General features: G+C 71.2%; 12 protein-coding genes and 1 tRNA gene. 2 read left to right on the top strand and 11 right to left on the bottom strand.

The window, feature by feature from the left end; genetic code table 11:
* Window positions 1-27 precede the first annotated feature (27 nt).
* Window positions 28-210: a hypothetical protein gene (locus tag K8U61_RS01705; RefSeq protein WP_224121230.1), complete on the bottom strand. Its 183-nt coding sequence runs from the start codon at window positions 208-210 to the stop codon at window positions 28-30.
* A 120-nt stretch (window positions 211-330) separates the two neighbouring features.
* On the opposite strand from K8U61_RS01705, the gene K8U61_RS01700 reads away from it, so the two are divergent.
* Window positions 331-413, top strand: a tRNA-Leu gene (locus K8U61_RS01700).
* A gap of 99 nt (window positions 414-512) precedes the next feature.
* Here K8U61_RS01700 and pyk read toward each other — a convergent pair.
* The 8 genes from pyk to trpC all read right to left on the bottom strand — a co-directional run bounded on the left by pyk (window position 513) and on the right by trpC (window position 12,671).
* Window positions 513-1,985, bottom strand: a complete 1,473-nt coding sequence (gene pyk / locus K8U61_RS01695; protein WP_224121229.1) for a pyruvate kinase — start codon at window positions 1,983-1,985, stop codon at window positions 513-515.
* A gap of 91 nt (window positions 1,986-2,076) precedes the next feature.
* The gene (locus K8U61_RS01690; protein WP_224121228.1) at window positions 2,077-3,543 is read right to left on the bottom strand and encodes a glutamate synthase subunit beta; all 1,467 of its coding nucleotides are present in this window, start codon (window positions 3,541-3,543) and stop codon (window positions 2,077-2,079) included.
* Between the two features lie 62 nt (window positions 3,544-3,605).
* Window positions 3,606-8,156 (bottom strand): glutamate synthase large subunit, encoded by a 4,551-nt coding sequence (gene gltB / locus K8U61_RS01685; protein WP_224121227.1) that lies wholly within the window; start codon window positions 8,154-8,156, stop codon window positions 3,606-3,608.
* Window positions 8,157-8,288: 132 nt separating this feature from the next.
* Window positions 8,289-9,266 (bottom strand): prolipoprotein diacylglyceryl transferase, encoded by a 978-nt coding sequence (gene lgt / locus K8U61_RS01680; protein ID WP_224121226.1) that lies wholly within the window; start codon window positions 9,264-9,266, stop codon window positions 8,289-8,291.
* Between the two features lie 10 nt (window positions 9,267-9,276).
* Window positions 9,277-9,873: an SCO family protein gene (locus tag K8U61_RS01675; RefSeq protein ID WP_224121225.1), complete on the bottom strand. Its 597-nt coding sequence runs from the start codon at window positions 9,871-9,873 to the stop codon at window positions 9,277-9,279.
* Complete coding sequence (gene trpA / locus K8U61_RS01670) at window positions 9,866-10,663, bottom strand: tryptophan synthase subunit alpha (RefSeq protein ID WP_224121224.1); 798 nt, start codon at window positions 10,661-10,663, stop codon at window positions 9,866-9,868. Before trpA ends, K8U61_RS01675 begins: the two co-directional genes overlap by 8 nt.
* On the bottom strand, window positions 10,660-11,892 hold the full coding sequence (gene trpB / locus K8U61_RS01665; RefSeq protein ID WP_224121223.1) for a tryptophan synthase subunit beta: 1,233 nt from the start codon (window positions 11,890-11,892) through the stop codon (window positions 10,660-10,662). The genes trpA and trpB overlap by 4 nt, the downstream gene beginning before the upstream one ends.
* A complete protein-coding gene (gene trpC / locus K8U61_RS01660) occupies window positions 11,889-12,671 on the bottom strand; it encodes an indole-3-glycerol phosphate synthase TrpC (protein ID WP_224121222.1) in 783 nt (260 codons plus the stop codon). Before trpC ends, trpB begins: the two co-directional genes overlap by 4 nt.
* Window positions 12,672-12,814: 143 nt before the next feature.
* On the opposite strand from trpC, the gene K8U61_RS01655 reads away from it, so the two are divergent.
* Window positions 12,815-13,165, top strand: coding sequence for a DUF4190 domain-containing protein (locus K8U61_RS01655; RefSeq protein WP_224121221.1), 351 nt, complete (start codon window positions 12,815-12,817; stop codon window positions 13,163-13,165).
* A 21-nt stretch (window positions 13,166-13,186) separates the two neighbouring features.
* On the opposite strand, the gene K8U61_RS01650 is transcribed toward K8U61_RS01655, so the two are convergent.
* The gene (locus tag K8U61_RS01650; RefSeq protein WP_224121220.1) at window positions 13,187-13,630 is read right to left on the bottom strand and encodes a DUF2752 domain-containing protein; all 444 of its coding nucleotides are present in this window, start codon (window positions 13,628-13,630) and stop codon (window positions 13,187-13,189) included.
* A gap of 13 nt (window positions 13,631-13,643) precedes the next feature.
* Complete coding sequence (locus K8U61_RS01645; RefSeq protein WP_224121219.1) at window positions 13,644-13,844, bottom strand: HGxxPAAW family protein; 201 nt, start codon at window positions 13,842-13,844, stop codon at window positions 13,644-13,646.
* Window positions 13,845-13,863: the final 19 nt, after the last annotated feature.

The following is a 13,863-nucleotide window of genomic DNA, read 5'->3' as shown; positions in this document are numbered from 1 at the left end:
CAGGGCGGGTGCCCGCCCCAGGATCGATCAGGCAGGTCGCGGCGCGGCGCCGGCGCGAACCACCGGCGCGAGCCGCTGGCGCAGGTAGAGGTCGACCTCGTCCCGCTCGACCCGGCGCCGACCGAGCTCCACGCTCGCCGCCCGCGCGTTGGCCACCGCCCGCTCGTTGCCGGCCAGCCGGCGTACCCAGCCATCCCATGGCATCCGCATCTCGATCTCCCTGGTCCCGAGCACCCCGTGAATCCCGAATGCTCAAACTGTAGCGAGTCGCTCGACTTTGGCCAAGGCGTGGAACGGACAGACGTTCCGGTACCGTGTGGCGCGCTCCCAGCCGGGTTGGCGGAATGGCAGACGCGGTGGTCTCAAACACCACTGTCCGAGAGGGCGTGTGGGTTCGAATCCCACACCCGGCACACATCTCTCTACGTGCGCAGAGTGCGTGCCTCGCAAGGCGGAGGAGGGAGGCGGCCCGGGTTTGGCCGCCGACCGACGACAACGCGGCGAGGTGCGTGCTATGCGCGCGTAGAGCGCTTGTACGCCGGGGCGACCTCGTTGATGGCGTCACCCATCCGGTGGATGCGGAGTGCGTTGGTGGAGCCGGGGATGCCCGGAGGGGCGCCGGCGATGATGACCACCAGGTCGCCCTCGGTGACCCGGCCGATCTGGAGCAGCTGCTCGTCGACCTGGCGCACCATCTCGTCGGTGTGCTCGACGGTGGCGGTCAGGAAGGTCTCGACGCCCCAGCTCAGGGCCAGCTGCGAGCGGACCGCGGCGACCGGGGTGAAGGCGAGGATCGGGACCGGGCCGCGCAGGCGGGACATCCGCTTCGCGGAGTCGCCGGACTGGGTGAAGGCGACGACGTACTTGGCCCCGACCCGCTCCGCGACCTCCTCGGCCGCCTTGGCGATGACGCCGCTGTTGGTGTGCGGGTCCCAGTCGATCTCGGCCATGCCGACGCGCTCGGCGTCCTGCAGCGCGTGGGTCTCGGTGGCGGTGATGATCCGCGCCATCGTCTCGACGGTGTGGACGGGGTACTCCCCCACGCTGGTCTCGCCGGAGAGCATCACCGCGTCGGCGCCGTCGAGGACGGCGTTGGCGACGTCGGAGGCCTCGGCGCGGGTCGGCGAGGGGTTGCCGATCATCGACTCCAGCATCTGGGTCGCGACGATCACGGGCTTGGCGTTGAGGCGGGCCTTCTCGACGATCCGCTTCTGCAGGAAGGGCACGTCCTCGAGCGGGCACTCCACGCCGAGGTCGCCGCGGGCGACCATGAAGCCGTCGAACGCGGCGATGATCTCGTCGAGGTTGTCGATCGCCTGCGGCTTCTCGATCTTGGCGATGACGGGGACGTGCACGCCCTCCTCGTCCATGATCCGGCGCACGTCCTCGGCGTCCTTGGCGTCGCGGACGAAGCTCAGCGCGACGAAGTCGACGGTGAGGCCGAGCGCGAAGCGCAGGTCCTCGATGTCCTTCTCCGACAGCGCCGGCACGGACACGGCCACGCCGGGCAGGTTGATGCCCTTGTTGTTGGACACCTTGCCGCCGACCAGCACCTCGGTGTGGACGTCGGTGCCGTCCTCGACGCCGGTCACCCGGAGGCGGACCTTGCCGTCGTCGATCAGGAGCGGGTCGCCGACGTTGACGTCGCCGGGCAGCCCCTTGTACGTCGTGCCGCAGATGGTCTCGTCGCCGGGGACGTCGCGGGTGGTGATGGTCCACTGCTGGCCGCGGTGGAGGACGACCGGCCCGTCCGCGAAGGTCTCGAGGCGGATCTTGGGCCCCTGGAGGTCGGCGAAGATGCCGACCCCGTGGCCGCTCGCGTCCGAGGCCTCCCGCACGAGGCGGTAGGCCTCGGCGTGGTCCTCGTGGGCGCCGTGGCTCATGTTCAGCCGGGCGACGTCCATCCCGGCGTACACCAGCTCGCGGATCCGGCGGGGTGAGGACGTCGCGGGCCCCAGGGTGCAGACGATCTTGGCTCTACGCACGTACCTCACCCTACCGCGACTTTGATCTTTCAAAGACCTAACCGCCGGCGTCCACGCCGACCCGGCAGAAAGTTCCTGCCGGGTCAGCGTCTCAGACGACCAGGGGTCGGTCCGTCGGCTGGATCGGCGCCGGGAGCGTGGTCTCGCCGGTCAGGAACCGGTCGACCGCCGCCGCGGCGGCCCGCCCCTCGGCGATCGCCCACACGATCAGCGACTGCCCACGACCGGCGTCGCCGGCGACGAAGACGCCGGGGACGGAGGTCTGGAAGGACGCGTCGCGCGCGACGTTGCCTCGCTCGTCGAGGTCGACGCCGAGCTGCTCGACGAGGCCCGGCTTCTCGGGACCGACGAAGCCCATCGCGAAGAGCACCAGCTCGGCCGGGATCTCGCGCTCGGTGCCCTCGATCTCGGTCAGCTTGCCCCCCTCGAAGACCACGTCGACCAGGCGCAGCGCCCGGACGTTGCCGTCCTCGTCGCCGAGGAACTCCTTCGTCGAGACGGCGTAGACCCGCTCGCCGGCCTCCTCGTGGGCGGAGGAGACCCGGAAGATCATCGGGTACGTCGGCCACGGCTGGCTCGCGGGACGGGCCGCCGGCGGCTCGCCCATGATCTCCAGCTGGGTGATCGACGCGGCCCCCTGACGGGTCGAGGTGCCCAGGCAGTCGGCACCGGTGTCGCCGCCGCCGATGATCACGACGTGCTTGCCGGTGGCGGTGATCTGGCCCTCGACCGACTCCCCGAGCGCGACCCGGTTGGCCTGCGGGAGGAACTCCATCGCCTGGTGGATGCCGCCGAGCTCGCGGCCGGTGACCGGGAGGTCACGAGCCTCGGTGGAGCCCATCGCGAGCACCACGGCGTCGTAGCGGTCGCGGAGCTGGTCGCCGGTGAGGGTCTCCCCCACCTCGACGCCGGCCCGGAAGACGGTGCCCTCGCGGCGCATCTGCTCGAGGCGCTTGTCGAGGTGCTTCTTCTCCATCTTGAACTCGGGGATGCCGTAGCGCAGCAGGCCGCCGATCTTGTCGGCGCGCTCGTAGACCGCGACGGTGTGGCCCGCGCGGGTGAGCTGCTGCGCCGCGGCCAGGCCCGCCGGGCCCGAGCCGATCACGGCGACCGTGCGGCCCGAGAGCCACTCCGGCGGCTGGGGCCGCACGTAGCCGGCGTCCCACGCCTTGTCGATGATCGTGACCTCGACGTTCTTGATCGTGACCGGGTCCTGGTTGATGCCCAGGACGCAGGCGGTCTCGCACGGGGCCGGGCAGAGGCGACCGGTGAACTCCGGGAAGTTGTTGGTCGCGTGCAGGCGCTCGATCGCGCCCTCCCAGTCGTCCCGCCAGACCAGGTCGTTCCACTCGGGGATGATGTTGCCGAGCGGGCAGCCCTGGTGGCAGAACGGGATGCCGCAGTCCATGCAGCGCCCGGCCTGCTGGGTGATGATCGGGAGCAGGGCCCGGCCGGCGCTGCCGGGGTAGACCTCGTTCCAGTCCTGCACTCGCTCCTCGACGGGGCGTCGCTCGGCGACCTGCCGCCCGTCCTTCAGGAATCCGCGGGGATCAGCCATGCCGAACCTCCTGCTTCATGGCCTGACGGCCGCCGCCGGGAAGAACAGTGTGACGTCGGCCGTCAGCCATGAAGTGCCTCCATCATCGCGTGGGCGGTCTGGTTCTCGTCGAGGCCGTCGGCTTCCGCCTTGGCCTTCGCCTCGAGAGACTTCCGGTAGTCGGTGGGCATGACCTCGGTGAAGCGGGTCAGCGCGGTCTCCCAGTCGCCGAGGAGCTCCTCGGCGACGAGGGAGCCGGTCTCCTCGAAGTGGGCACGCACCAGCTCCTCGAGCTCGACGGCGGCGTCGCCGGTGACCGGCGACAGCTCGACGAGCTCGGTGTTGACCCGGTGCGGCTTGAGGTCGAGGACCCAGGCCACGCCACCGGACATGCCGGCCGCGAAGTTGCGTCCGGTCTTGCCCAGGACGACCACGCGGCCACCGGTCATGTACTCGCAGCCGTGGTCGCCCACGCCCTCGTTGACCAGCTGGGCGCCGGAGTTGCGGACGGCGAACCGCTCCCCGACCCCGCCGCGCAGGAAGATCTGGCCGGAGGTCGCGCCGTACGCGATCGTGTTGCCGGCGATGATCTGCTCGTTGCTGTTGAAGGTCGCCTCCCGGTCGGGTCGGACCACGATCCGGCCGCCCGAGAGGCCCTTGCCGACGTAGTCGTTGGCGTCGCCCTCGAGCCGCAGGGTGATGCCCTTCGGCAGGAACGCGCCGAAGGACTGGCCGGCCGACCCGAGGAAGGTCAGGTCGATGGTGCCGTCGGGCAGGCCGTCGCCGCCGTACTTCTTGGTGACCTCGTGGCCGAGGATGGTGCCGACGGTGCGGTTGACGTTGCGGATCGCGACCTGCGCGCGCACCGGCTCGCCGCTCTCGAGCGCCGGCTGGGCCAGCGGGACGAGCTCGGTGACGTCGAGCGACTTCTCCAGGCCGTGGTCCTGCGACTTGGTGCGGAAGAGGTCCTGCTCCGGGAACGCCGAGCGGTCCGGCTGGTGCAGCATCGGCGTGAGGTCGAGGCCCGACGCCTTCCAGTGGTCGATCGCCTGGGCCGCGTCGAGGCTGCCGACCTGACCGATCGCCTCCTCGATGGAGCGGAAGCCCAGCTCGGCCAGCAGCTCGCGGACCTCCTCGGCGATGAACTCGAAGAAGTTGACGACGAACTCGGGCTTGCCGTTGAAGCGCTCGCGCAGGACGGGGTTCTGCGTCGCGACGCCCACGGGGCAGGTGTCGAGGTGGCAGACCCGCATCATGATGCAGCCGGAGACCACCAGGGGCGCCGACGCGAAGCCGAACTCCTCCGCACCCAGGAGCGCGGCGACGACGACGTCGCGACCGGTCTTGAGCTGACCGTCGGTCTGCACGACGATCCGGTCGCGCAGGCCGTTGAGGATCAGGGTCTGCTGGGTCTCGGCGAGGCCGAGCTCCCAGGGGCCGCCGGCGTGCTTGAGCGAGGTCAGCGGGGCCGCGCCCGTGCCGCCGTCGTGGCCGGAGATCAGCACCACGTCGGCGTGCGCCTTCGAGACGCCCGCCGCGACCGTCCCGACGCCGACCTCGGAGACCAGCTTCACGTGGACGCGGGCCTGCGGGTTGGCGTTCTTGAGGTCGTGGATCAGCTGCGCCAGGTCCTCGATCGAGTAGATGTCGTGGTGCGGCGGCGGGCTGATCAGGCCGACGCCCGGCGTGGAGTGCCGGGTCTTGGCCACCCACGGGTAGACCTTGTTGCCGGGCAGCTGCCCGCCCTCGCCGGGCTTGGCGCCCTGCGCCATCTTGATCTGGATGTCGTCGGCGTTCGTGAGGTACTCCGACGTCACGCCGAAGCGGCCCGAGGCGACCTGCTTGATCGAGCTGCGGCGCTCCGGGTCGTAGAGCCGCTCGGGGTCCTCGCCGCCCTCACCGGTGTTGGACTTCGCGCCCAGCCGGTTCATCGCGATCGCGAGGTTCTCGTGCGCCTCCTTCGAGATGGACCCGTAGGACATCGCGCCGGTCGAGAAGCGCTTGACGATCGCGGAGACGGGCTCGACCTCCTCGATCGGGATCGGCTGCCGGCCGGCCTCGTCGGCGCCCTTGAGGCGGAACAGGCCGCGCAGCGTCATCAGCCGCTTCGCCTGGTCGTCCACGCGGGCGGTGTACTGCTTGAAGATGTCGTAGCGGCCGGTGCGGGTGGAGTGCTGCAGCCGGAAGACCGTCTCGGGGTCGAAGAGGTGCGGCTCGCCCTCGCGGCGCCATTGGTACTCGCCGCCGATCTCGAGCTCGCGGTGCGCCGGGGAGATGCCGCCGCGCGGGTACGCCGTGGCGTGCCGGCGCGCGACCTCCTCGGCGATCGTCTCGAGCTCGACGCCGCCGAGCTTGGAGGTGGTGCCGGTGAAGTACTTGTCGACGACCGCCTGCGAGAGCCCGACCGACTCGAAGATCTGGGCACCGGTGTAGGACGCGACCGTCGAGACGCCCATCTTCGACATCACCTTGAGCACGCCCTTGCCGAGCGCCTTGATGAGGTTCTTGACGGCCTGCTCGGGCTCGGTCGAGACGTAGTAGCCCTCGCGGGCGAGGTCCTCGACGGACTCCATGGCGAGGTAGGGGTTGACCGCGGCCGCGCCGTACCCGACGAGCAGGGCGACGTGGTGGACCTCGCGGACGTCGCCGGCCTCGACGAGGAGGCCGACCTGGGTGCGGGTCTTCTCGCGGACCAGGTGGTGGTGCACGGCACCGGTGAGCAGCAGCGACGGGATCGGCGCGAGCTCGGCGGTGGAGTGCCGGTCGGACAGCACGATGACGCGGGCGCCGTCGGCGATCGCCGCCGAGACCTCCTGGCAGATCTCGTCGATCCGCTCGGCCATCGCGGCGCCGCCACCCTCGACCGGGTAGAGGCCGCGCGCGACGTGGGTGATGAAGCCCGGCATGTCGCCGTCACGGTTGATGTGGCGGATCTTCGCGAGGTCGTCGTTGGAGATGACCGGGAAGGGCAGCACCACCATGCGGCAGGACGCGGGCGCCGGCTCGAGCAGGTTGGACTCCGGCCCGATGGTGCCGGCCAGCGAGGTGACGAGCTCCTCGCGGATCGCGTCGAGCGGCGGGTTGGTGACCTGGGCGAAGAGCTGGCTGAAGTAGTCGAAGATCAGCCGCGGCTTCTCGCTGAGCGACGCGATGGGCGTGTCGGTGCCCATCGAGCCGATCGGCTCGGCCGAGGAGTTGGCCATCGGCGTGAGGATGACCCGCAGCTCCTCCTCGGTGTAGCCGAAGACCTGCTGACGGCGGGTGACCGAGGCGTGCGTGTGGATGATGTGCTCGCGGTCGGGCACGTCGTTGAGGTTGATCAGGCCGGCGTGCAGCCACTCGTCGTACGGGTGCTCCGCGGCGAGCTCGGCCTTGATCTCCTCGTCCTCGATGATCCGGTGCTCGTCGGTGTCGACGAGGAACATCCGGCCCGGCTGGAGCCGGCCCTTGCGGACCACCTTCGCGGGGTCGATGTCGAGGACGCCGACCTCGGAGGCGAGCACGACGAGACCGTCGTCGGTCACCCAGAAGCGGGAGGGGCGCAGCCCGTTGCGGTCCAGGACCGCGCCGATCTGCGAGCCGTCGGTGAAGACCACGCACGCGGGGCCGTCCCACGGCTCCATGAGCGCGGAGTGGAACTCGTAGAAGGCGCGCCGCTTGGCGTCCATCTCGCCGTGGTTCTCCCAGGCCTCCGGGATCATCATCAGCACCGAGTGGGGCAGCGAGCGGCCGCCCATGTGCAGCAGCTCGAGCACCTCGTCGAAGGACGCCGAGTCGGACGCCTCCGGGGTGCAGATCGGGTAGAGCCGCTCCAGGTCGCCCGGGATCACGTCCGAGGCGAGCAGCGCCTCACGGGCGCGCATCCAGTTGCGGTTGCCCATCACGGTGTTGATCTCGCCGTTGTGGGCGATGAACCGGAACGGGTGGGCCAGCGGCCAGCTCGGGAAGGTGTTGGTCGAGAAGCGCGAGTGGACCACGGCCATCGCCGAGGTGACGCGCTCGTCGAGCAGGTCGGGGAAGAAGTGGTCGAGCTGGTCGGTCGTCAGCATGCCCTTGTAGACCAGGGTCCGCGACGACAGCGACGGGAAGTAGACGTCGGTCTCCCGCTCGGCCCGCTTGCGCAGGCAGAAGGCGAGCCGCTCGAGCGCCATCCCGGTCACCCGGGAGCCGTTGCCGGCGACGAAGAGCTGGACGAAGGCGGGCATCACGCCGAGCGCCATGCCGCCGAGCTCGGAGGGGTCGGTGGGGACCTCGCGCCAGCCGAGGACGGTCAGGCCCTCCTCGGCGGCGATCTCCTCGATCCGCTGGCGGGTCTTCTTGACCTGCTCGGCGTCACCGGGGAGGAACGCGGTGCCGACGGCGTAGGCGTGCTGCGGCGGCAGCGGGAAGTCGACGACCGCGCGCAGGAACTCGTCGGGGACCTGCAGCAGGATGCCGGCGCCGTCGCCGGTGTTGACCTCGGCGCCCGCGGCACCGCGGTGGTCGAGGTTGCGCAGGGCCTGGATGCCCTGCTTGACGATGTCGTGACTGGCGATGCCCGTCAGCGTGGCCACGAAGGCGACGCCGCAGGCGTCCTTCTCGTGGCGGGGGTCATACAGCCCTTGGGCCGGCGGGAACGCGTGCGAGTACGGCACCGGGTTCTCCCGTCGTCTCAGCGCTGCGAAGCCCCACAACGTTGTCGGGCCTGCGCGAGCGGATCGAAATGCAGATTCGAAAGCGGCCAGGGGACGACATTGGCCCTACCGAAGGATCAGGCTATCACCGGATCAGGGGTGCTCCTGACCAGTGTCCGTGGCGGGCTCGACGACCGGGTCGTCGGGCGTGTCGCCCCGCTTGTCGCCCGGCGTGTCGCCCGGCGTGTCGTCCGTCCCGCCCGGGGTCTCGCCGTCCGGCTCGTCGCCGGGGGCGCGGCCCTCGTCGTACACCCGCGCCTCACGGCCGGGCTGTCGCCTGGCGCTGACCACGAACCAGACGAGCGCGGCCACGAAGAGGACGATCGAGGTCCAGACGTTGAGGCGCAGGCCGAAGACGTCCTTGAGCTCGACGTTGTCGATGCGCAGCATCTCGATCCAGCCGCGGCCGGCGGTGTAGATCATGATGTAGAGCGCGACCACCCGGCCGTGACCGAGCTTGAAGCGCCGGTCCGCCCAGACGAGGACGGCGAAGCCGGCCAGGCACCACAGGCACTCGTAGAGGAACGTCGGGTGGAAGGTCGTGCCGGGCGGGTAGCCGAGGTCGAGCGCGGTGTCGTCGCTGACCGAGAGCGCCCACGGCAGGTCGGTGGGCTTGCCGAAGAGCTCCTGGTTGAACCAGTTGCCCCAGCGGCCGATCGCCTGGGCGATCAGCACCCCGGGCGCCATCGCGTCGAGCACCGGGAGCAGCTTGATGCCACGGCGGCGGGCGCCGATGATCGCGCCGACCGCGCCGAGCCCGACGGCGCCCCACACCCCCAGGCCGCCGCGCCACACGTAGAGCGCGTCGATGGGGTGCTGGCCGGAGCCGAAGTAGAGGTCGTGGTCGGTGATCACGTGGTAGAGCCGACCGCCGACCAGGCCGAACGGCACCGCCCACAACGCGATGTCCTGGATCTCGCCGGCGCGACCCCCGCGGGCCATCCAGCGGCGCTCGCCGATCCAGATCGCGGCGACGATGCCGAGGATGATCGCCAGGGCGTAGCCACGGATCGGCAGCGGCCCGAGGTACCAGACTCCCGAGGAGGGGCTCGGGATGGACAGCAGCGTCATGAGTCCTCGTTCATGGGTTCAGCAGCTCGTGGATGTCGGAGGCGAACTGGGCCGACGAGGTGTCCTGGTCCCAGAACTCCGGCGCCTTCCCGCCCGGCTCCATGCCCGTGATCGTCGTGCCGTGGGTGACGTCGTAGCCGCCGGAGGGCAGCTTGTCACCCTGGCTCACGCCCACGGCGAAGGGCTTCCCGACCGCGACGATGTCGTCGAGGTCGCCGGTCAGGCCGGTGAACGACGGGTCGAAGTGCGAGAGGTAGGTCTTCAGCACGCTCGAGGTGTCGCGGGCCGGGTCGGTGGTGATGAAGACGACCGTGGTGCGCTTGCGGTCGGCCTCGTCGAGCCGGGTCATCGCCGAGGAGAGGTTGCCCATCACGATCTGGCAGATGTCGGGGCAGTGGGTGTAGCCGAAGAAGACCAGCGTCAGGTCCGCGTCCGCGTCCTTCGTCAGGGAGTACGGCGCACCGCTCGTGTCGGTGAGCGCGATCGACGAGGCCTGGAACGGCGGGTCCAGCTCGGTCGCGTGCAACGCTCCCCCGTCGGCGCTGCCGCCGCAGGCGGTGAGCGTGACGAGCAGACCGGCGAGGAGTGTGAGAACGGTCCTACGCACGCCGTACCCCGGCCGCGAGGTCCGCGGTCAGCTCGGTGAGGGCGCGGAGGCCGGCGGCGCGGTCGTCGGGGTGGTCGAGCAGGCGGCGCACGAAAGCCGAGCCGACGATGACGCCGTCGGCGTACGTCGCGAGCTCGGCGGCCTGGTCGCCGGTGCTGACGCCGACGCCGACGCCGACGGGGAGGTCGGTGGTGGCCTTGGTCCGGGCGATGAGCGGCGCGACTCCCGCGGCGGTCGCCTGGGCCGTGCCGGTCACGCCCATGATGCCGGTCGCGTAGACGAAGCCGCGCGACGCGGCGGTGGTCATCGCGATCCGTGCGTCGGTCGACGACGGCGAGACCAGGAAGACCTTGTCGAGGTCGTGGGCGTCCGCCGCCGCGATCCAGTCCTCGGCGAAGTCGGGCGTGATGTCGGGGGTGATCAGGCCCGCTCCCCCGGCGTTGGCGAGATCGGTCGCGAACCGCTCGACGCCGTAGCGCGCGACGGGGTTCCAGTAGGTCATCACGAGGGTGGGGGTGCCGGTGGCGGCGACGGCCTCGACGGTGCGGAGCACGTCGGCGGTGCGGACCCCACGCTCGAGTGCCTGCTGGGCGGCGGCCTGGATGATCGGGCCGTCCATGACCGGGTCGCTGTAGGGCAGGCCGATCTCGATGACGTCGCAGCCGGCCTCGACCATCGCGAGCAGGCCGTCGATGCCGCCCTGGACGTCCGGGTAGCCCGCGGGCAGGTAGCCCACGAGCGCGGCGCGACCGTCGACCCGGGCCTTCTCGAAGGCGGTGCTGACGCTCATGCGGGGTCACCCGTCTCGGCGTCGGCCTGGCCGAGCCGGAAGTACTCCAGGGCGGTGCCCATGTCCTTGTCGCCGCGGCCGGACAGGTTGACCAGGATCGTCTGCCCCGGACGCTCCTCGGCCAGCTTGAGCGCACCTGCGAGCGCGTGCGCCGACTCGACCGCGGGGATGATGCCCTCGGTGCGGGCCAGCAGCGCCATCGCATCCATCGCCTCGGCGTCGGTCGCGGGCAGGTACGTCGCCCGGCCGATGTCGGCGAGGAAGGAGTGCTGCGGGCCGACCCCCGGGTAGTCGAGACCCGCCGAGATCGAGTGGGACTCGATGGTCTGGCCGTCCTCGTCCTGGAGCACGAACGTGCGGGCGCCGTGCAGCACGCCGCGGTCACCGGCGTAGATGGTCGCGGCGTGGCGGCCGGTCTCGAAGCCGTCGCCACCGGCCTCGAAGCCGTAGATGTCGACGTCCTCGTCCTCGAGGAAAGCGGTGAACAGCCCGATCGCGTTGGAGCCGCCGCCCACGCACGCGGCGATCGCGTCGGGCAGGACGCCGTACTGCTCCAGGCACTGGGCGCGCGCCTCGTCGCCGATGCCGCGGCAGAACTCGCGGACCATGCTCGGGAAGGGGTGCGGCCCGGCGGCCGTGCCGAAGAGGTAGGCGGTGTGGTCGACGCTCGCGACCCAGTCGCGCAGCGCCTCGTTGATCGCGTCCTTCAGCGTCGCGCTGCCGGAGTCGACCGCGACCACCTTGGCGCCGAGCAGGTGCATGCGGGCCACGTTGAGCGCCTGGCGCTTGGTGTCGACCGAGCCCATGTAGACGGTGCAGTCGAGGCCGAAGTACGCCGCCGCCGTCGCGCTCGCGACGCCGTGCTGGCCGGCGCCGGTCTCGGCGATCACGCGGGACTTGCCCATCCTCTTGGTCAGCAGCGCCTGGCCGAGGACGTTGCGGATCTTGTGGGCGCCGGTGTGGTTGAGGTCCTCGCGCTTGAGCAGGATCCGGGCGCCGACACGCTCGCTGAGCCGCTCCGCGTGGTAGAGCGGGCTGGGGATGCCGGCGTACTCGCGGAGGATCTTCTCGAAGTCGGCGACGAACGTCGGGTCGGCCATGGCCTCCTGCCACGCCACCGTGAGCTCGTCCAGGGCGGAGACCAGGGCCTCGGGCATGAACCGCCCGCCGAAGTCACCGAACCACCCCCGCTCATCGGCGCCGAAACGAGACGATGGCGTCGTCGTCATGCCCCTACTCCTGTCATCGCGGCGACCGCGGCCTGCGGGTCGCCGTCCTTCACCAGCGCCTCGCCGACGAGCACGGCGCGGGCGCCCTCGCCCACGAACCGCTTGACGTCGACGGGCCCGAAGATGCCGCTCTCGGCGACCTTGACCCGGTCGTCCGGGACGAGCGGCGCGAGCCGCCCGAAGGTGTCGTCGTGGATCTCCAGCGTCTTGAGGTTGCGCGCGTTGACGCCGACCAGCTCTGCGCCCAGCGCGACGGCCCGCTCGGTCTCGGCCTCGTCGTGGACCTCGACGAGCACGGTGAGGCCGAGCTCGCGGGCCTCGTCGTGGAGCCGACGCAGGGTGTCGTCGTCGAGCGCAGCCACGATCAGCAGGGCCAGGTCGGCTCCGGCGGCGCGCGCCTCGACCAGCTGGTAGCTGGTGACGATGAAGTCCTTGCGGAGGATCGGGGTGTCGACCGCGGCGCGCACGGCACGGAGGTCGTCGAGGCTGCCGCCGAAGCGGCGCCGCTCGGTCAGCACGCTGATCGCGGCCGCGCCACCCGCGGCGTACTGCTGCGCGAGCTCGGCGGGGTCCGGGATGTCGGCGAGGTCGCCCTTGCTCGGGCTGCGGCGCTTGACCTCGGCGATGACGCTGGACCCGGGCGCCCGGAAGTGCGGCATCGGGTCGCGCGGCGGGTCGACGTCGGCCAGGGCGGCACGCAGGTCGGCGAGCGTGGTGGCCGCCTCCCGCTCGGCGAGGTCGACCCGGACGCCGGCCACGATCTCGTCGAGCACGGACATGGCACCAGTGTTTCACGCGGCCGTAGGCCCGCCGTCGTCGGCGTTCACCTGCCGGGCTCGGGCTCCGCGTCGGACCGTCGCGGTATGGGTAGTGTCCCGCCCAACGGCCGGCAGACGGACGGCCTCGACGAAGGGTTCTACCTGTGAGCTACTCCGAACCGCCTCCCCCGCCGCCGCAGTACGGCGCGCCGGTGCCGCCGGCCGGCGGCATGCCGCCGAAGAACTCCGGCAAGGCGATCACCTCGCTCGTCACGGGCATCGTGAGCCTGCCGATGGTGTGCTGCTGGCCGCTCGGTGTGGTGCTCGGCATCCTCGGCATCGTCTTCGGCGTGCTCGCGCGCAAGGACATCGCCACCAGCTCCGGCGCGCTCAAGGGCGCCGGCATGGCGCTCGCGGGCATCATCTGCGGCGCGGTCGCGCTCGCCCTGATCGTCATCGTGCTGATCCTCGCCGCGTCGGGTGCGATCGACACCGACTTCGAGTACAGCAGCTGATCGAGTGACCGTCGGCGGGCGTCAGGGCGCGAGCCAGGCGCCCGCCGGCAGGTTGCGCAGCACCGTGAAGACCGCCAGCGCCGCGAGGTAGCCGACGGTCACCCCGAGGACCAGCCTCGGGTGGTGCTCCCGCTGGCGTCCGGTCCAGCTGTCGACCGCCCACCGGGCCAGGATGAACACCACCACCGGCAGCGCGAGCACGAGCATCAGGTTGCTCGACGCCGCGCCGGCCACATCGCCGTGCGTGAGGTCGTTGACCGCGCGGAGGCCACCGCAGCCCGGGCAGTAGATGCCCATCGCGGCGCTCGGGCACAGACCCCAGGAGCCGTGCGCGTGGGGGTCGCGCAGCCGCAGCGCGAGCGTGACCAGGCCGAGCCCGCCGATCATCAGGGCCGGCGGCCGGACCCGCTGCCAGCGCGTCGCGGCCTCGGTCTCGAGGACCGGCGGCGGCGCGGTGGCGGTCATGGGAGCGGCCGGGTCAGTGCTCGGCGTTGTGGTAGCCGAGCTTGGCCATCACCGGGAAGACGATCAGCGACAGGACGCACAGGCCGACGCCGACCCAGAAGATCACCCAGTTGATCGGGCTGAGCAGCATCGCCACCCCGCCGACCACGAACCCCAGCATCGCGAGCGTGACGAACGTCCAGGCCGCAGGGGTGTTGCCGTGGTTGTCAGACATGGGGCTCCTCGGTGCGTGC

Origin of the sequence: Nocardioides mangrovi (genome assembly GCF_020073815.1) — a bacterium.
Lineage (GTDB): Bacteria > Actinomycetota > Actinomycetes > Propionibacteriales > Nocardioidaceae > Nocardioides > Nocardioides mangrovi.
Note: the sequence above shows the minus strand (reverse complement) of the source record. Positions and strands in the feature narration are given on the sequence as shown.